Source organism: Azospirillum sp. UENF 211521 (assembly GCF_058780535.1).
In genome coordinates, this window is the sequence record NZ_JBSNCF010000003.1 from 53491 (window position 1) to 71095 (window position 17605).

At 71.0% G+C, this 17605-nt stretch carries 18 protein-coding genes; 10 read left to right on the plus strand and 8 right to left on the minus strand.

From position 1 onward, the window contains the following. On the minus strand, positions 1-990 hold the full coding sequence (locus tag ACWPN5_RS25165) for an ATP-grasp domain-containing protein (RefSeq protein ID WP_492298062.1): 990 nt from the start codon (positions 988-990) through the stop codon (positions 1-3). Positions 991-1005: 15 nt separating this feature from the next. Between ACWPN5_RS25165 and ACWPN5_RS25170 the strand changes: the two genes are divergently transcribed. Next, positions 1006-1749 (plus strand): HisA/HisF-related TIM barrel protein, encoded by a 744-nt coding sequence (locus ACWPN5_RS25170; protein WP_492298063.1) that lies wholly within the window; start codon positions 1006-1008, stop codon positions 1747-1749. A gap of 5 nt (positions 1750-1754) precedes the next feature. On the opposite strand, the gene fae is transcribed toward ACWPN5_RS25170, so the two are convergent. The 7 genes from fae to ACWPN5_RS25205 form a co-directional block, all read right to left on the minus strand. Next, entirely contained in the window at positions 1755-2282 is a 528-nt protein-coding gene (gene fae / locus ACWPN5_RS25175; RefSeq protein ID WP_492298065.1) for a formaldehyde-activating enzyme, read from the minus strand. A gap of 61 nt (positions 2283-2343) precedes the next feature. Then, positions 2344-3222: a triphosphoribosyl-dephospho-CoA synthase gene (locus ACWPN5_RS25180; protein ID WP_492298067.1), complete on the minus strand. Its 879-nt coding sequence runs from the start codon at positions 3220-3222 to the stop codon at positions 2344-2346. Further along, positions 3219-4121 carry a RimK family alpha-L-glutamate ligase gene (locus ACWPN5_RS25185; RefSeq protein WP_492298069.1) on the minus strand — a complete coding sequence of 301 codons (903 nt, stop codon included), beginning with the start codon at positions 4119-4121 and terminating at the stop codon, positions 3219-3221. The genes ACWPN5_RS25180 and ACWPN5_RS25185 overlap by 4 nt, the downstream gene beginning before the upstream one ends. Continuing rightward, the gene (mch, locus tag ACWPN5_RS25190) at positions 4111-5100 is read right to left on the minus strand and encodes a methenyltetrahydromethanopterin cyclohydrolase (RefSeq protein ID WP_492298071.1); all 990 of its coding nucleotides are present in this window, start codon (positions 5098-5100) and stop codon (positions 4111-4113) included. Before mch ends, ACWPN5_RS25185 begins: the two co-directional genes overlap by 11 nt. Before the next feature lie 216 nt (positions 5101-5316). Then, positions 5317-6441 carry an ATP-grasp domain-containing protein gene (locus ACWPN5_RS25195; RefSeq protein ID WP_492298073.1) on the minus strand — a complete coding sequence of 375 codons (1125 nt, stop codon included), beginning with the start codon at positions 6439-6441 and terminating at the stop codon, positions 5317-5319. Positions 6442-6445: 4 nt separating this feature from the next. Then, positions 6446-7342 carry an NAD(P)-dependent methylenetetrahydromethanopterin dehydrogenase gene (locus ACWPN5_RS25200; protein ID WP_492298075.1) on the minus strand — a complete coding sequence of 299 codons (897 nt, stop codon included), beginning with the start codon at positions 7340-7342 and terminating at the stop codon, positions 6446-6448. A gap of 33 nt (positions 7343-7375) precedes the next feature. Further along, a complete protein-coding gene (locus ACWPN5_RS25205) occupies positions 7376-8371 on the minus strand; it encodes a beta-ribofuranosylaminobenzene 5'-phosphate synthase family protein (RefSeq protein WP_492298077.1) in 996 nt (331 codons plus the stop codon). Positions 8372-8504: 133 nt separating this feature from the next. Here ACWPN5_RS25205 and ACWPN5_RS25210 point away from each other — a divergent pair, with 133 nt between their 5' ends. From ACWPN5_RS25210 to ACWPN5_RS25250, 9 genes are all read left to right on the plus strand, one after another. After that, on the plus strand, positions 8505-8882 hold the full coding sequence (locus ACWPN5_RS25210; protein ID WP_145688252.1) for a 4a-hydroxytetrahydrobiopterin dehydratase: 378 nt from the start codon (positions 8505-8507) through the stop codon (positions 8880-8882). Positions 8883-8886: 4 nt separating this feature from the next. After that, entirely contained in the window at positions 8887-10188 is a 1302-nt protein-coding gene (locus ACWPN5_RS25215) for a formylmethanofuran dehydrogenase (RefSeq protein WP_492298079.1), read from the plus strand. After that, positions 10182-11831, plus strand: coding sequence for a formylmethanofuran dehydrogenase subunit A (locus ACWPN5_RS25220; RefSeq protein WP_492298081.1), 1650 nt, complete (start codon positions 10182-10184; stop codon positions 11829-11831). The genes ACWPN5_RS25215 and ACWPN5_RS25220 overlap by 7 nt, the downstream gene beginning before the upstream one ends. Beyond that, positions 11831-12730 (plus strand): formylmethanofuran--tetrahydromethanopterin N-formyltransferase, encoded by a 900-nt coding sequence (fhcD, locus tag ACWPN5_RS25225; protein WP_200478162.1) that lies wholly within the window; start codon positions 11831-11833, stop codon positions 12728-12730. Before ACWPN5_RS25220 ends, fhcD begins: the two co-directional genes overlap by 1 nt. Continuing rightward, a complete protein-coding gene (locus ACWPN5_RS25230) occupies positions 12727-13551 on the plus strand; it encodes a formylmethanofuran dehydrogenase subunit C (protein ID WP_492298083.1) in 825 nt (274 codons plus the stop codon). The genes fhcD and ACWPN5_RS25230 overlap by 4 nt, the downstream gene beginning before the upstream one ends. Positions 13552-13642: 91 nt before the next feature. Continuing rightward, positions 13643-14755 (plus strand): ABC transporter substrate-binding protein, encoded by a 1113-nt coding sequence (locus tag ACWPN5_RS25235; protein ID WP_247888409.1) that lies wholly within the window; start codon positions 13643-13645, stop codon positions 14753-14755. Between the two features lie 39 nt (positions 14756-14794). Continuing rightward, entirely contained in the window at positions 14795-15775 is a 981-nt protein-coding gene (locus ACWPN5_RS25240) for a PQQ-dependent catabolism-associated beta-propeller protein (RefSeq protein WP_145688206.1), read from the plus strand. Between the two features lie 175 nt (positions 15776-15950). Next, complete coding sequence (locus ACWPN5_RS25245) at positions 15951-16745, plus strand: ABC transporter ATP-binding protein (protein ID WP_492298086.1); 795 nt, start codon at positions 15951-15953, stop codon at positions 16743-16745. Further along, positions 16742-17557, plus strand: a complete 816-nt coding sequence (locus ACWPN5_RS25250; RefSeq protein ID WP_145688201.1) for an ABC transporter permease — start codon at positions 16742-16744, stop codon at positions 17555-17557. Before ACWPN5_RS25245 ends, ACWPN5_RS25250 begins: the two co-directional genes overlap by 4 nt. Positions 17558-17605: the final 48 nt, after the last annotated feature.

A 17605-nucleotide genomic window follows, 5' to 3' on the forward strand; every position in this document is an offset into this window, starting at 1 on the left:
TCACGCCTCCAACGTCAGAAGGACCGGTTCGATGCGCTCCACCGGCTGCGGCGGGACCGGCGGGTCGCGCGCCAGATCCAGCACCGCCGCGGCGACGTTCAGCCCCGTCGCGCGCCGCAACCCCACCGAGGAGGTGGTCAGGCGCGGGTTGACTTCGATGATGGTCGGCCCGTCCGGACCGACGATGACATCGACGCCCACGCAGCCGAACAGGCCGGGCAGCGCCGCCGCGACGCCCCGCGCAAGGTCGGAGAGAGCCGGGGACAGCGTCATCCCGCCGACGAGCCCACCGCCATAGGAAAAGACGCCGCCGGTCAGGGACACATCCTGGCGGTTCGCGGTCAGCGGCCAAGCCCGCCCGTCGCGGCAGAGCATCGACAGGCTGGCTGGGATGCCGGGCTGGAAGGGCTGCACCACGAAACCGCTGCGGTCGGCCTCTGCCAGCCAGCCCCGCCACTCGGCGTGGCCGCGGATCAGCCGGGTGTCGACGCAGCCGGCCCCGTCGTCGGGCTTGACCACCCAGGGGCCGCCGCCCGGCGGATCGTCCGCACTGACCGGCCGGACCGGGACGACCGGCAGGCCGGCCGCCGACAACACGGCCGCGGTCGCCGCCTTGCTGGACGCCACGGCCACCGCGTCGGTGCGGCTGTTGAGCAGGCGGCGCCCGCTGGCCTCGACCATGCGGCTGAAGCGCTCCAGCGCGCCGTCCGTCTCCGGGGCGATCGGCCAGACGCCGTCGGCTTGCCGGGCGAGATCCTCCCAAAGCGACCAGGACTCGCGCGGGTCGGTGATGGTTATGCTGCGCACCGGGAGTGCGAGCGGCGGAAGGCGGGCGTCGCGGGTGACCGTCACCGCCACCCCCGGCACGTCCAGCAGGTCGGCCAGCAGGGCGTGGAGCATCAGGTCGCCCTCGCGGGCGAGGCTGGCCGGGATGGCGCTCTCCGAAGGCATGCCGCCGCCGGTCACGAACTCGACAACCAGGATGCGCATGCCGCCAGGATGGGCATGCCGTCTGTCACCATGCAGCCGAGGGAGGGCAATATGGTCCATGTCGTTCCGGTGATCGACCTGAGGGAGGGCGGCGTGGTGCATGCCCGTCGTGGCGACCGGGGCCGCTACCCGCCGCTGCGCTCGTCGCTCTGTGACGGCAACGACCCGGTGGCGGTGGTCGGTGGCCTGCTGCGTCTGCATCCCTTCCGCATCGTCTACGCCGCCGATCTCGACGCCATCCAGGGCACCGGGGACAACCGCTTGACGCTGGCGCGGCTGAAGGCGGCCTTTCCGGAGGTTGCGTTCTGGGTCGATGCCGGGTTCCGCACCGCCGACGCGGTGCGCGGCTTCGTCGGGTCGGGGCTTGGCGACCCGGTGCTCGGCAGCGAGAGCCTGGACGGTCTCGCGCCGCTCGCCGCGCTGAAGGCCGATCCGGCTTGGAGCCGGGTGATTCTCTCGCTCGACTTCCGCGACCGCTTCGTCGGACCACCCGGCCTGTTGGAGCGTCCCGACCTGTGGCCGCAGCGGATCATCGTCATGACCCTGGCCCGCGTCGGTTCCGGGGAAGGGCCGGACTGGAGCCGCCTCGCCGAGATCGGCCGGATCGGGCCGCAGGCCAGCCTGTTCGCCGCCGGCGGGGTGCGCGACGGCGGCGATCTCCGTGACCTTGCAGCCCGCGGCGGCGCCGGCGCCCTGGTGGCGACGGCGCTGCACGACGGCCGCATCGGCGGCGCGGAACTGGCGGCCCTGTCCCGGTGAACCGGTCACGCGGCGAAGGGATGCTTCACCTTGTCCTTCTGGTTCATCAGGTCCTGGGCGCTGGGGAAGCTGGCGACCGCGCGTTCGATGGCCTCCTTGGTGGCGCGGTAGTTGTAGTCCTGGATCTTGGCGTTGTCCTTGGCCTCCCAATGGATGAAGACGCCGACGCAGATGAAGATGTTGTCGATCTCGTCCTGCGGGATGGTGCCTTCCGACACGCAGTCGGCGACCGCCTTGGCGACCGCGTGCTGGGCGGGGCCGAACATCTGCACGGCCTGTTCCGCGCCCTTGATGGTGACCTTGTTGAACAGGATGGTCGCCGGCTTGCACATCAGGTTGGGTGCGACGACCGCGAGAAGGGCGGTGAAGCCATCCTTGTTGTTGGTCAGCGCGTTGCAGAAGGCCGTTTCCACGGCGCTGCCGCGCGGTCCCATGATCAGGTCGATGTGGGCGACCTCGTTCCCATCACCGACCAACAACTCACCGACGAGCACGCGGTTGATCTTCGTGGACTGTCCTCCCCACATCGGCATGTCCTCTCTCCCTAGTGTTGCCGGCGTTCTTCGTGGAGCGCGTCTTTTCGAAGAACGTCCGTTATGACGGGCGGCTGCGGGATTGCATGAGCCAGAACGCAAGAAGGCAACCCACGACAATATCCGCGGTCGTTCCCGGGTTGACGCCATTGTATTTGAGGTCCCGGTCCAGTTCCGCCAAGCGCGATCGCGTTAGCGTGAATGCACGATCCGGGGCCGTGTTTTCCCTCAATTCCGAAGCCCGCGCGCGTAACCATTCAGAACGCTCCCGCCCGTATTTTCGGATGACATGGCTGTCGGGCAAAGTGGCGAGAAATTCGACATAAATCATTTCCGTGGCCTGCTCGAAATCCGCCCCGGCGGCCAGCCATCGCCGCAGGCTCGGCACGCCGGTGTCGAAAACGTCCGTGAAACCCGTCGCGTATTGCCGGGCGATGCTGTCGCGGTCCTGCGCCTCCCGCATGGCGTCGAGCAGAGTGACCCGCGCCGGTGCGTGCACGTCCGCTCCGTCCACGCGGCCCAACCCGGCGGGAGCGGCCAGCGCGATGGCCTGGAATGCCAGATCGGCGTCTGCCACCGTCAGGCCGGCGAGGACATGGCCCAGCCGGTCGCGCAAGGGGGTGTTTCCGGGCAGCAGCGCGGCCTGGGCCAGCGGTGCGGCCAACAGCAGGATACCGAGGTTGGTGTTGCAGCCGGCGGCGTCCCGCGTGGCGCGGACGGCGGCGTGCAGCCGCTCCCCGACGCCCAGCCCCGGCCGCGCGAGGATGGGCGCGGTCGCCTCGGCGCTGGCGAGGAACTGGGCGACGGTCATGCCGTGCCCCTCGGCGTGGACGTGCACGTTGCCGGGCTTCAGCGCGCGCAGCTCCAGATGGCAGGCGGCGCGGTAGGCGCCGGCCACGCCGGACGCCGGATCGGGGGGGATCGGTGCCCAGTCGATCATGCGCCCGCCGATCCTGCGCCCACCCGCTCCACGAAGTCGGCGGCCAGGGCGTCGGCGATGTCCACCGCGCTGACCCGCTGAAGGCCCTGCCACGCCGGCATGCTGTTGACCTCCAGCACCAGCCAGCGCCCAGCCCGGTCCTGGATCAGGTCGACGCCGGCGTAGCGCGCGCCAACCGCGGCCGCGGCGCGGACGGCGAGCGCGGCGGGTTCGTCGTCGGCGGGAGCGGCCTCGCACGTTGCCCCCTGATGGACGTTGGTGATCCAGCTCGGCCCATGCCGGGTCATCGCGGCGACCGCCCGCCCGCCTGTCACGAGGACGCGGCGGTCCTGCCACGCGCCCTCGGTCCGCGGCGGAATGAAGGGCTGGAGGTAGTAGACGCCGCCGACCGCTTCGGCATCAGGCAGCGCATCGGGTCCGTCCAGCCGTTGCAGGCCGCGTCCCTGCGCGCCGAACAGCGGTTTCAGCACTTGGTCGGGCGCATCGTCGAGGATGCATCGGGCCGGTTCGGCCTCCTGCGTGGCGAGGGCCGGCGGGGTCGGCAGGCCGGCGCGGGCGAGAAGGAAGCTCGTCATGCTCTTGTCCACGCAGCGCTCGATGGCCCGCGCGTCGTTGTGGACCGGCACCCCGAGGTCGCTCAGCGCATGGAGCACGCCGAGGCGCAGAGTCACCTGCTCGAAGCTGCCCTGGCCGACCGCGCGGACGAAGACGCCAGTCGGCAGCGCGTCCTCAAAGCCGGGGATCAGCAGGCCGGTCGCCGTGTGGCCGACGGCCATCCCGCAGCGTCGCGGCGAGACGCAGCGGCAGGGCAGGCCGCGTGCCTCGATGGCCCGGACCAGCCGCGGCGTGTGCCAGTCGGGCCGCTCGGTGAGGATCAGGGCGGCGCGCTCACCGGACATCGCGGAACGAGCGCTCCACGAGGTCCGGCGCCAGGGTTCCGCTCTGGAAGCTGCGCCCGCTGTCCAGCGCGGTGACGGTCACGCGCGCCGGGCTGAACAGCATGGAATCGATGGCGTAGAAGTCTCCCTTCGCCGCCGCGAAGACCTTCGCGAAGGGGCGTCCATGGTCGCGGGAGGCGGAGGAGGGCAGGCGGTGCGCCAGATCCTCCGCCGCGTCGTCCGGGCCGGCGACGTGCAGATGGACGGTGCCGCCGTAGAGGATCGCGTCGTTGGTGCGGCCCATCGCGGTGAGGAAACCGCCGCCCGGCGGTGGGAGCGGCGCCATGCCGATGCCATCGACGACGCGGTCGAGCGGGAAGCCGAGCGCGTGCAGCTTGTGCAGGGCGACCTCCAGCACGCGGGCGACCACCTGGGTGGTCCCGGCGAGGCTCTGCGTCGGGGTGAGGACCAGGGTCAACCGATCCGCGGCGATGCCGCAGGTGGCGGCGATGTGGGCGACCAGCTCGGTGGGAGGCAGCGCCGTCGCCTCCATGACGAAGGCCGCCGCGTCGGCGGTGTCGCGGTAGTCCAGCTCGTCGAACAGCGCCTCCTGCCGGGCCAGCGCGCGGCCGGGACCGGAGCCCAGCGCGGAGAAGGCGCCCTTGCCGCTGCCGTGGCTGAGGCTCCAGCCGGCGTATTGGCTGCCGAGGCAGGCGAGGACCGGCTGCGCGCTGTGGACGGTGACGCCGAACGGCCAGGACGGCGGGCCGGGGATCGGGCCAAGCGTTGCGCGGCCAAGGCCGCCCATGCACAGTTCGGCGATGCGCCGTCCGGCTTCCAGCCCGCCGGGATGGCCGATCCCGGCATCGATGACGCAGGCCCCGCCGACCCTCTCGATGCCGAGGCGAAGCACCGGGGCATCGGCGACCAACCGTTCGACCAACGGCGCCGACAGCGCGGCGAGGCTTGGGCGCGGATCAGGGGTGTTGGGCTTGGCCATTTTAGCCCTCTCCCTTCTGCTCACGCGCAAACGGAGTTTGAGCTGACGGCGGCAGGCGGGTGCCTCTGGCGTCCGCTGAGAGCCGGTGAAGGGGGCGTGCATGGCGCCACGTTCGGCACAAGCGCACCCCCCTCACCCTGACCCTCTCCCCGGAGGGGAGAGGGGATAACGCGTGCGCGTACCTCCGGCACAGGTCAGCGGAGTCTTCCGTGGTCATCACTGCATCTCCATTGCGGCGTAGGCCGTCAGGTCGCGTTGCCGCCGTTCGCCATGACGCCGTGCCGCGGTGGCGCTCGGACCCTCCCCGAACACGGTGCAGACCGGCTCGTCGCGCCCGATGACGGTCGGCGCCGCCGGTCGGTCCGCGGTCCAGGCCGGCCAACGCCGGCCCGCCTCGATCCGGGTAGCGGCGTCGGCGTAGAGCACCAACGCCGCCCGACACTCCAACAGCTTCGGAAGTCGCTCGGGCAGGCGCCCGGAGCAGGCGTCCAGGTGGAGGCCGAACAAGGGCGGCATCGGCGGGCGGTCGAAGACGTCCAGCGTCGCGCCGGGTCGCGGGTTGATCTCCAACAGATGGAAGTCCGGGCCGATCACCAGGAAATCGGCGCTGTTCAGCCCGACCAGCTCGAACGCCGCCGCGAGACCGTCGATCAGGGCGGGCAAAATCCGGGTCCAGCGCTCCGGACAGCGCCAGGGTCCGGCCGCTCCGCCGTAGCGATAAGGGCTTTCCGGGGTGGGCGCGGTCCATTGCCGGCTCAAACCGACGATCAGCGCGCGGGCGCCGTCCGCGAGGAAGAGGACCGACACCGCATGGCCGGCGACGCGGCGTTGGACGTACCAGCCCGGCCCGGCGTCCCCCGCCGTCGCTGGGGTGATGTGCGCGCCACCGCTGCCGCCGATCCGCTTCCGCAGATGGTCGCCGGATGATCCGTCCCAAACCGACGCGACTGGGGGGTGGGGAACGCCGAGGCGGTCCAGAGTGGCGGCGAAGCGGAACGGGTCCTTGACGCGCGCCACCACCTCGGCCCGGTTGCCCATCAGGGGCCGGTCCTCCGCGAGGCGCGCCAGCAGCGTTGGATCGTCCTCGACGCCGGCGCCGTAGACCAGCGGCAGGTCTCGCAGGTCGGGCCTCGCCAGGGCGTCGCGAAGGGCGGCGGGGTCCAGGCGCAGAGTGTCTGAGTCCAGGCGGAGGCAGGGGTCTGCAATCTGTGCGGTGTCCCGATCGGCGAACAGATCGACGGCCGCCGGACGCCGTCCGGCGCGGCGGGCGGCGGCGGCGAGCGCCCGCGCCGACAGGGCTGCGACGACGATGTCCGGCCCCTCCGCGACCGGTTTTGCCACCGCCTCAGCCGGCGATCTGGCGGGCGGCGTCGTAGGCATCGCAGAAATCCAGATACACCGCCGTCTTCGTCGCGGCGAGACGAGTCAGCAGGGCGTGCTGCACCCGGAACTTGACCGCGCCAACCGCCAGCGCGCCGACGCCGACGCCGTGCCCGCCGGGAAGCGGCGTCCCGTTGTCCTTGGGGCCGACCCCTTCGATGCCGGACGGCGGCACCGCGTTGATGTCCGCCGCAACCAGCAGGCGGCCCGCCGCGGCAAGGTTGCGTGCCGACAGGATCTGCACGCCCGCCCGCCCGCAGCCGAACACCACCTCGGCATCGGCGAGCAGCGCCTCCCGCGCTGCGTCGTCGGGCGCTTCGGCGCAGGCCAGCTCCACCCCGAAGCGGCGGCGGAACTCGGCGGCCTTGGGCTCCACGCCGGACAGGCCGCGGTGGCTGACCAGGGTGACGCGCGCGCCGGCCAGCGCCGCGATCACCGCGGCGATGCCGCCAACCACGCCAGTCGCGCCGAAGACCTTGAGGGTCAGTCCCTTGATCCCATCCGGGTGGCTGCGGCGCAGGGCGCGCTCGACGACGGCGACCATGGCGCCGGCCGTCGTGAAGGCCCCCGATGGATCGACCATGACCGATATGGTGAAGGGTGCGAACATGGCCTTGCGGGCGGCGTCCATCATGTCGAGAGCCAGGACCGCGTCGCGCCCGCCGATGAACAGCCCGGTGCGCGCCGCGTTCGCCGGATCGCGGGAGAACATCGCGTCCTGGGTGATGCCGGTGACCTCCTCCAGCGCGACGCCGGTGTAGGGGAACAGCGGCCCCATGCCGGCGTCCGCCGCCATGTTGACGTCGAAGGCGCTGACGTGCTTCAGCGGCGTCAGCATGTGCAGAACATAGGGTGCGGCCATCGCGCGCCTCCCGCTTGGCTCGGGTGTGAGGGGTCAGGAGGCCCGCAGCACCACCCGGTCGGTGGTGGATTCCAGCGTCGCGCCGTCGTTGCGGCCACGGGCCAGATGGAAGTCCAGCGCGGACCCCGCCCAGCGGCGCCGCGCCTCCGCCAGCAGGGCCTCGGCCCGCCGGGCGTCGCCGACGATGGCGAAGCCGGTCGGCCCCCAGGACGTCTGTCCCACGCCGGGAATGCCCTCGGCCTCCAGCCACGCCAGCGCCTCGGCGACCAGGGGGCTGGTGAAGCGCCCGCCTTGGACCGGGGCGAAATGGTCGCCCACGGTGCGTTGCAACTCGCCCACCGCCCGCCCGAAACGGTCGGCATCGCCCTCGATCAGCGCTGGAAGCGCCGCCATGACTATCAGGCGGCAGAGATGCCCGGCCCGCTCCCCCGGAAAGGGCGGCAGCGCCTTGAAGGCCTGCAATTCGGCGGTGCCATGCAGCCCCTGACCGTCGCGGTGCAGGATCAGCAGAACCCGCCAGGACTCCGGAAAGGGCAGGCGCGCGACGATGGGCGGCGGCGCGTCGTCCGCCCCCCTGCCGCCGTCCAGGATGACGCCGCCATTCTCGAAGGCGCCGATCCCGATGCCGGAACGGGCGCCGCGCTCCAGCTCCGCGGCGAGGCGGCGCACCGTCGAGGGACGCCCGTGCAGATGCGCGAGCGCGGTGCCGACCGCCAGACCGAGCTGGGTGCCGGAGCCAAGCCCGACATGTTCGGGAATGGCCTCCTCAACCGTCAGTTCGGCGCGCGCCGGCCAGCGGAAACGGTCGCAGACCGCCCGCGCGGCCTTCAGCGCACGCTCCGCCGACGGGCCGCTCGCGCAGAGGCGGTCGGACGGTCGCGCGCGGAGGGTCGTCGCCATCCCGTCGAGCGTCAGGCCCAGACTGCCGAAGCGGCGGCCGAGACCGCCATTCATATCGAGAAACCCCAGATGCAACCGCGCGGGGGCCGTGACCCGCAACTCCCTGACTTCATCGACGCCGAGTGGCATGTGGCCCTCACTCGCTTAAGGAAAGTTGCGTCGTTCTTTTGATCATGATAATCTTTCATTAAAGAAAGACCCCGATCCAATAGTATATACCTCTTCGGGGTGAGGACTGTTCGGTCGCTTCGGGGAGGAAGACATGACCGCGGTTCAGGAAGCCACCTATTCCGATACTGAGGTTGTTGAGCGACTGCAGCAATTATTGCCGCGGTGGCGGTTCGAGGACGGCTGGATCCGGCGGAAGTACAAGACGAACAGTTGGAAGGGCACCCTGATGGTGATCAACACGGTCGGCCATCTGGCCGAGGCCGCGTGGCACCACCCGGACCTCACCGCCTCCTACGCCTGGGTCGAGGTGCGGCTGAAAACCCATTCGGCCAAGGGCATCACCGACAAGGACTTCGACCTCGCCCGCAAGATCGAGGAGGTCATCCAGTGGCAGCCCGCCCGCGACGGCGGCGCGCTGGAGGGGACGCCCAAGGACGATCCGCGCTTCGCCTACATCAAATACGACTGACGGCATGGCGAGCGACCGGCCAACCCATCCCATCGGCCGCCCCGTCGTCCATCACGACGTCGTGTGCCCGTTCTGCGGCCTCGGCTGCGACGACCTGACCGTCGAGGAGGAGCCGCCGTCGACGCTGGCGGTGCGCTCCACCGATTGCCCGGTCGCGCGCGAGCGCTTTTCCCACACGCCGGTGGCTGAACCCCCGCGCGTGGCGGGTGTCCCGGTGCCGCTCGCCGAGGCGGTGGAGGCCGCCGCCGCGCTGCTGGGGGCGGCGCAGGCGCCTCTGGTGGCCGGGCTCGGCACCGACGTCGATGGGGCGCGGGCCGCCCTGTCGCTCGCCGAACGGCTGGGCGCGGTGGTCGATCACGCGCTGTCCGACGGGCTGTACCGCAATCTGGCGGTGCTCCAGCGCACGGGCTGGATCGCCACCACCCTGGCCGAGCTGCGCAACCGCTGCGACCTGCTGCTGGTGGCCGGACCGGACCCGGCGGCGCTGCACCCGCGCCTCTTCGAGCGCTGGGTGGCGCCGGCGCCGGCCTTCCAGACACCGCCATCGCGCGAGGTGGTGTTCCTGTGCGGCGAACCGCTGGACACCACGCGGGCCGTGCTCTCGGGTCTTCCCGTCACCGTCCTGCCCGGAGACCCGGCGCGGACCGGGGACGCGGCGGCGGCTCTGGCCGCGGCCTTGGCCGATCCGTCTCGCGCGGCGGGAGCCGCCGGGATCGGAGCGGGCGACATCGCCGCCCTGGCGGAGCGGCTGCGCACGGCGCGCTACGCCGTCGTGGCCTGGGGCGCCGCCGCATTTGCCGGGCCGCACGCCGACCTGACGGTCGAGCGGCTGGTCGGCCTCGTGCGCGACGCGAACCGCCACACCCGCTGCGCCGGCCTGCCGCTGGCCGGGCACGACAACATCGTCGGGGTCAACCAAGTCTGCACATGGCGCTTCGGCGTGCCGCTGCGCACGTCGCTGGCCGGAGGAACACCGCGGCACGACCCCCACCGCTTCGACTGGGCGCGCTACGCGGCGGTGGCGGACGTGGTGGTGTGGGTGTCCTCCTTCCGGCCGGAGGTCCCCGCCTTCCCGGCGGACACGACCGTCGTCGCCCTGGCCCCGCCGGGAACGGCCTTTGCCAACGAGCCGGCGGTGTTCATCCCCGTCGGCACGCCGGGCATTGACCACCCGGCCCACGTCTTCCGCAGCGACACGGTGGTCGCCCTGCGCGGGCGGGGCCTGATCGACCGTGGCTTGCCGGGCGTCGCGGCCGTGCTGAAGGCCATCGCCGCCGCCCTGCCGCAGGAGGCCCCCGCATGCTGACGAAACTTGCCGGGGGGCGTATCTACGACCCGGCCAACGGGCACGACGGCGCGGTGGGCGACCTGTTCCTCCAGGACGGCCGGATCGTCGCCGATCCCGGACCCGGCGCCGCGCCGGACGAGGTCCACGACCTGACCGGGCGGGTCGTGATGGCCGGCGCCATCGACATCCACAGCCACATCGCTGGCGGCAAGGTCAACATCGCGCGGCTGCTGATGGCCGAGGAGCATCGCATGGCGGCGCAGGAGCCTTGCGGATGCGTCGGCCTCGCCACCCCGTCCACCCACGCCACCGGCTGCCGCTACGCCCAGATGGGTTACACGGCGGCCTTCGAGCCGGCGATGCTGCCGAGCAACGCCCGCCACGCCCATCTGGAAATGGCGGACATCCCGCTGATCGACACCGGCGGCTATCTGGTGCTGGGCAATGACGACCTGCTGCTGGAGCTTCTCGCCTCCGGCGCCGGGGAGGAGGCGGTGGCCGATTACGTCGGCTTCATGCTGAACGCCACGCGCAGCCTTGCCGTCAAGGCGGTGAATCCCGGCGGTATCAACGCCTTCAAGTACAACCAGCGCCGCCTCGACGTGGACGAGAACGGCCCCTTCCACGCCATCACGCCGCGCCGCATCCTCACTGCCCTGGCGGGGGCGGTGCAACGTTTGGGCATCCCGCACCCGCTGCACCTGCACGGCTTCAACCTCGGCGTGCCGGGCAACGTCGAGGCGACGCTCGACAGCATCGTGGCGGTCGATGGCCTGCGGCTCCACCTCACCCACGTCCAGTTCCACGCCTATGGCGCGGAGGGCGACCGGAAATTCTCCTCCGCCGCCGCGCGCGTGGCCGAGGCGGTCAACCGCCGGCCCAACATCTCGGTGGATGTCGGGCAGATCATGTTCGGCCAGACGGTGACCGCCTCGGCCGACACCATGGCGCAGATGGGCAACGCCGGGCTCGCCCACCCGAAGAAGTGGGTGATGATGGACATCGAATGCGACGCCGGCTGCGGCGTCGTGCCCTTCCGCTACCGCGACAAGGCCTTCGTCAACGCGCTGCAATGGGCGATCGGGCTGGAGCTGTTCCTGCTGATCGAGGACCCCTGGCGGATCTTCCTCACCACCGACCACCCCAACGGCGCGCCCTTCACCAGCTACCCCGAGCTGATCCGCCTGCTGATGGACCGCGACCACCGCCTCGCCCGGATGGCGGAGCTGCACCCGGCGTTGCCGGAGCACACCATCCTCGGGTCGCTGACGCGCGAGTATTCGCTGGGCGAGATCGCCACCATGACCCGCGCCGCGCCGGCGCGCATCCTGGGCCTGACCGACCGCGGCCATCTCGGTCCGGGGGCGGTCGCCGACATCACCGTTTACACCGACCGGCCGGACCGCCGCGCCATGTTCGAGACACCGGACCTCGTCTTCAAGGACGGCCGGCTGATCGTCCGCGACGGCGTGGTGGTGGCGTTCCTCCAGGGGCGCACGCATGTGGTGGAGCCTGCTTACGATCCAAAGATCGAATCCTGGATGGCGCGCCGCTTCGACGAGCGCATGGGCCAGCGGCTGACGCATTTCCGCATTGCGGAGGAGGAGATCCGCGGGGGCAACGGCCTGGTTCGCCACGCGTGTCAGCCGGGAGCTTTCTGATGCGGCTCAACGGCGTCCACATCGAGGACACCTTCGCCGAGGCCTTCCCTATGCTCGGCACGCGGGTGGTGATCACCGCCGACACGCCGGCCTGGGTGCAGGCGGCGGTGGTCAGCCTGACGGGCTTCGCCACCTCGGTGATCGCCTGCGGCTGCGAGGCGGCGATGGAACGTGTGTTGCCATCCGATGAGACCCCGGACTCCCGGCCCGGCGCGGCGGTTCTGCTGTTCGCCATGTCGAAGGCGGAATTGGCGAAGCAGGTGGCCCGCCGCGTCGGGCAATGCGTGATGACCTGCCCCGGAACGGCCTGCTACGCCGGGCTGCGGGAGGGCGCTGCGATTCCGCTCGGCAACGCGCTGCGTTATTTCGGCGATGGCTGGCAGATCGCCAAGCGGGTCGGCGGCCGGCGCTATTGGCGCATTCCCGTCATGGACGGCGAGTTCCTGTGCGAGGCGACCACCGCGGCGGTGGAGGGCGTCGGCGGCGGCAACTTCATCATCCTGGCGGCAGACCGCCGCTCCGGTCTGGCGGCGGCGCAGGCCGCGGTCCTGGCGATCCGCGAGGTGCCGGGCGCCATTCTGCCCTTTCCCGGTGGGGTGGTCCGCTCCGGCTCCAAGATCGGCGGCAAGTACAAGGGGCTGATCGCCTCCACCAACACTGCCTTCTGCCCGACGCTGCGGGCGGCGGTGCCGGCGTCTTTGGTGCCGGAGGGGGTGGAGTCCATTCTCGAACTGGTCATCGACGGGGTGAGCGAAGCGGCGGTCGCCGCCGCCATGCGCGCGGGCATCGCCGCCGTGGCCGACCTGGGCGCCACGGGCGGGGTGGTGTCGGTGACCGCCGGCAACTACGGCGGCAAGCTCGGCCGCTACCAGTTCCGCCTGCACGAGGTGATGGCATGAGCGGACTCATTCTCACCACCCGCGACTCCGCCGGCCCGCCCATTGATATGACCGGCGTCCTGCCCGACCGGCTGATTGAGGGCGGTCGGGAGGCGTTGGCCGGGCTGATGCTGGTCCGTGGGCGGGAGCGTCATCGACTGGACGCGCTGTTCGCGCTTCAGGACGGCGGCCCCTCCGGTGGTCTGGTCCTGCAGCCCGGCGATGCGGTGCTCGACGGGGTGGGAAGCGGCATGACCGCCGGGGAACTCCGGGTCGAGGGGGAGTGCGGCGCCTATGCCGGCAGCGCCATGCGCGGCGGCGTGCTGACCGTCGAGGGCAACTGCGGCGCCTTCGCAGCGGCCGGGATGGCCGGCGGGAGCCTGCGCGTCTTGGGCGATGCCGGGGACTTCTTGGGAGCACCGCTGGCCGGCGGCACGCGCGGCATGAGCGGCGGCTCCGTCGTCGTCATGCGCAACGCCGGAGACCGTGTCGGCGAGCGGATGCGCCGTGGCCTGATCGCCGTCCACGGACGGGTGGGAGGCCTGTGCGGTGCCCGGATGATCGCCGGGACCATCGTCGTCGGCGCCGGTTGCGGTCCTGGTGCGGGGCAGGCCATGCGCCGCGGCTCCATCCTGCTGCCCCAAGCGCCGGAGGCTGTGACGCCCGGCTTCGTCGATGGCGGCATGAACGACTGGATGTTTCTGGACCTGATGCGGAAGGAGCTGATCGATGGCGGGGCTTGGCCCAGTGGATTCCCAACCGCCGGCACCCGTGCCCGGCGCCTTATCGGCGACCGGACGGCCGGGGGGATCGGAGAAGTGCTTATCGTGTCGGAGGCCTAGCGGACGCCCTCCCGCGCTGCGGGCCGTAGCCCTTCTGACCCTCGCCCTGGCCGTTCTGTTCGGGTCTCCGGCCCGGGGCGCCGATCCGCTGGTGGTACGCATCGGCTACCTGACCCGCGCGGAGGAGCCGCGGATCCCCCAGACCTTTCTTGAACCGGTGTCGGAGGACGAGGGCGTCCAGGGCGCCCGCCTCGCCATCGCCGACAACAACACGACCGGGCGGTTCCTCAACCAGCGCTTCGATCTGGTCGAGGTGACGGTGCCGGAGGACGGGCGCGTCGAGGACGCCGTGCGCGACCTCGCCGGGCAGGGTGTGCGCCTGCTCGTCGCCGACCTGAAGGAGGACGCCCTGCTCGCCGCCGCGGCGGCGCCCGAGGCGGCCGACATGCTGATCTTCAACACCCGCGCCCCGGACGACGACCTGCGCAACGAGCGCTGCCGCGCCAACCTGTTGCACGTCACGCCCAGCCGGCGGATGCAGGCCGACGCGCTGGCCCAGTACCTCGCCTCGCGGAAATGGATGAACTGGCTGCTGGTGGTCGGGCGGACGCCGCAGGACGCCGCCTACGCCGACGCGATCCGCGCCGCCGCCAAGCGCTACCGCGCCAAAATCGTCGAGGAGAAGCGCTGGACCTTCGAGGACGCGAACCGCCGCGTTGACACCGGGCATGTCACCGTCCAGTCGGAAATCCTCACCTTCACCCAGGGCACCGAGCACGACGTCCTGGTCGTCGCCGACGAGGCGGACGGGTTCGGCGAGTATCTGCTCTACCAGACGTGGCTGCCCCGCCCGGTCGTCGGCACCCATGGGCTCGTCCCGACCGCGTGGTCGCGCGTGCACGAGCAGTGGGGAGCGACGCAGATCCACAGCCGCTTCGAACGGCAGGCTGGGCGCTGGATGCGCCCGCGCGACTACACCGCCTGGATGGCCGTCCGCGCGGTGGGCGAGGCGGCGACGCGCACCAAGTCCGCCGACCCCGCGGCGCTCGCCGCCTTCGTGCGCGGCCCGGACTTCACCCTGCCGGCCTTCAAGGGGCAGGGTCTGACCTTCCGCGACTGGGACGGGCAGCTTCGGCAGCCGGTGCTGCTGGCCGGGCCGCGGGTGCTCGTCTCGGTGTCACCGCAGCCGGGCTACCTGCACCAGTTCTCGGAACTCGACACGCTCGGCGACGATCGACCGGAAAGCCGGTGCCGCAACCGCTGAGAAAAGCCCCGGCAGGGGGCAACCATGGGAGGGAACGTGATGTCGTTAACCGGAGGAGCCGCCCGGATCGGCGCTTTAGCGTTGCTGGGCTTCGCCGTCGCCCAGCCCGCACAGGCGGACACCATCTTCGTCTCGAACGAGAAGAGCAACACCGTCTCGGTGGTGGACGGCGGCAAGCTGCAGGTGGTCGCCACGATCAAGGTCGGCCGCCGGCCGCGCGGCATCACCTTCAACGAGGACATGACTCAGATCTTCGTTTGCGTCGGCGACGACAACCGGATCGACGTCATCGACGTGGCGACGCAGAAGGTCGTCGACCGGCTGCCCTCCGGCCCCGATCCGGAGCTGTTTGTCCTGGACCCGCAGGGGCACCGGCTCTACGTCGCCAACGAGGACGACAACATGGTCTCGGTGGTCGACATCGCGACCAAGAAGATCATCGGCGAGATCCAGGTGGGGGTGGAGCCGGAGGGTATGGGCGTCAGCCCGGACGGCAAGATCCTGGTGAACACCTCCGAAACGACGAACATGGCCCATTTCATCGACACGGAATCGCACAAGATCATCGACAACGTGCTGGTCGATGCGCGCCCGCGCGTCGCCCAGTTCACCGGGGACGGGCGGTTCGTCTGGGTGTCGTCGGAGGTCGGTGGGACGGTCAGCGTCATCGACGCGGCCTCGCGCAAGCTCGTTCATAAGATCAGCTTCGCGGTCCAGGGCGTGCCGCGCGAATCCATCCAGCCGGTCGGCATCCAGCTGACCAGCGACGGGCAACGGGCCTTCGTCGCCCTCGGCCCGGCCAACCGGGTCGCCGAGATCGACGCCAAGACCTACGAGGTGAAGCGCTACCACCTCGTCGGCCAGCGCGTGTGGAATCTGGCGCTGTCGCCGGACGAGAAGCGCCTCTACACGACGAACGGCGTCAGCAACGACATGTCGGTGATGGATCTGGAGCGCGGTCGGGTCGTGAAGTCGATCTCGGTCGGCGGCGCGCCCTGGGGCGTGATCGTCAAGCCGTAATGGAGGCTTTCGATATCCCCTCTCCCCTCTGGGGAGAGGGTTAGGGTGAGGGGGTTGCGCTTTTGCTGGACATACCGCCATGGACATCCCCCTCATCGGCCCTGCGGGCCACCCTCTCCCCGGAGAGGAGAGGGCTAAGCAGGCGAACGCAACGGCTCCCGGCGATGGAGACGACATGGATTGCTTCGACACCGCGCCACCCGACCCGCAAGCCCGTTCCGGTGACGCCGCGGCGGCCCCGGTCCTGGCGGTCGAGGGGCTGAGCCACAGCTTCGGGGCGCGGGCGGCGCTGGACGGCGTGTCGTTCGGCGTTCCCGCGGGGCGGTTCACCGTGCTGCTGGGGCTCAACGGTGCCGGCAAGACGACGCTCTTCTCGCTGATCACGCGACTTTACAACACCCGCCAGGGGAGCATCCGCGTCTTCGGTGCCGACATGCGCCGGCACCCGGCCCGGGCGCTGGCGCGCATCGGCGTGGTGTTCCAGCAGCCCACACTCGATCCGGATCTGACCGTCATCCAGAACCTGCGCTACCACGGCGGGCTGCATGGCTTGGCGTCCGCCGACATCGAAGCCCGGGCGGGCGAGGAACTGGCCCGCATCGGTTTGTCCGAGCGCGCGGACGAGCGGGTGCGCACCCTGTCCGGTGGGCAGCGGCGACGGGTGGAGATCGCCCGCGCGCTGCTGCATCGCCCGAGCCTGCTGCTGCTGGACGAGCCGACCGTCGGGCTCGACATCGAGCTGCGTCGGCAGGTCCTCGACCATGTGCACGACCTCTGCCGGGAGCGCGGGCTGGCCGTGCTGTGGGCAACCCACCTGATCGACGAGGCGCGCGACGGCGACGGCGTCGTGGTGCTGCACCGCGGGCGCGTGCTGGCCGCCGGGCGGGTGGAGGAGGTGTGCGCCGCCACCGGCGCCGCGACCCTGGGCGACGCCTTCGCCCGGCTGACGGCGAAGGGGACCCGGGAATGAACGCGACGCTCCACTGGCGTTGCCTGCGCGCGGTCATTGTCCGCGAGGGGCTGCGCTTCGTGCACCAGCGCGAGCGCTTCTTCGCCGCCCTGGTGCGCCCGCTGGTCTGGCTGGCCATCTTCGCGGTGGGCTTCCGCGCCGTGCTCGGCCTGTCGATCATTCCGCCCTACGAGACCTACATCCTCTACGAGGATTACGTGACGCCGGGGCTGGTGGCGATGATCCAGCTGTTCAACGGGATGCAGAGTTCGCTGTCCATGGTCTACGACCGGGAGATGGGCAGCATGAAGACCCTGCTGGTCAGCCCGCTGCCGCGCTGGTACCTGCTGGTCTGCAAACTGCTGGCCGGCGTTCTGGTGTCGATCGCCCAGGTCTATGTCTTCCTCGCCATCGCCTGGTTCTGGGGCGTCCAGCCGCCCGAACTCGGCTATCTCGCGGTGCTGCCGGCGCTGGTGCTGAGCGGGCTGATGCTGGGCGCGCTCGGCCTGCTGCTGTCCTCCTTCATCCGGCAACTGGAGAACTTCGCGGGCGTGATGAACTTCGTCATCTTTCCGATGTTCTTCGCCTCCTCGGCGCTCTACCCGCTGTGGCGCATCCGCGAGGGCAGCCCGACGCTCGCCTGGATCGCCGGGATCAATCCCTTCACGCAGGCCGTCGAGCTGATCCGCTTCGCGCTGTACCTGCAAGTCAACGGCACGGCCTTCCTGGCCGTCACCGCCTGCCTCGCGCTGTTCCTGGGAGCGGCGATCCTCGCCTACGATCCCGGACGAGGCTTCTGGGCCCGCCGCGGCGGCCCGGCGGAACAAGGATAAGGCGGAACAGGGGTGACACGACGGGCGGAACCGTGCCCGGCGACCTGC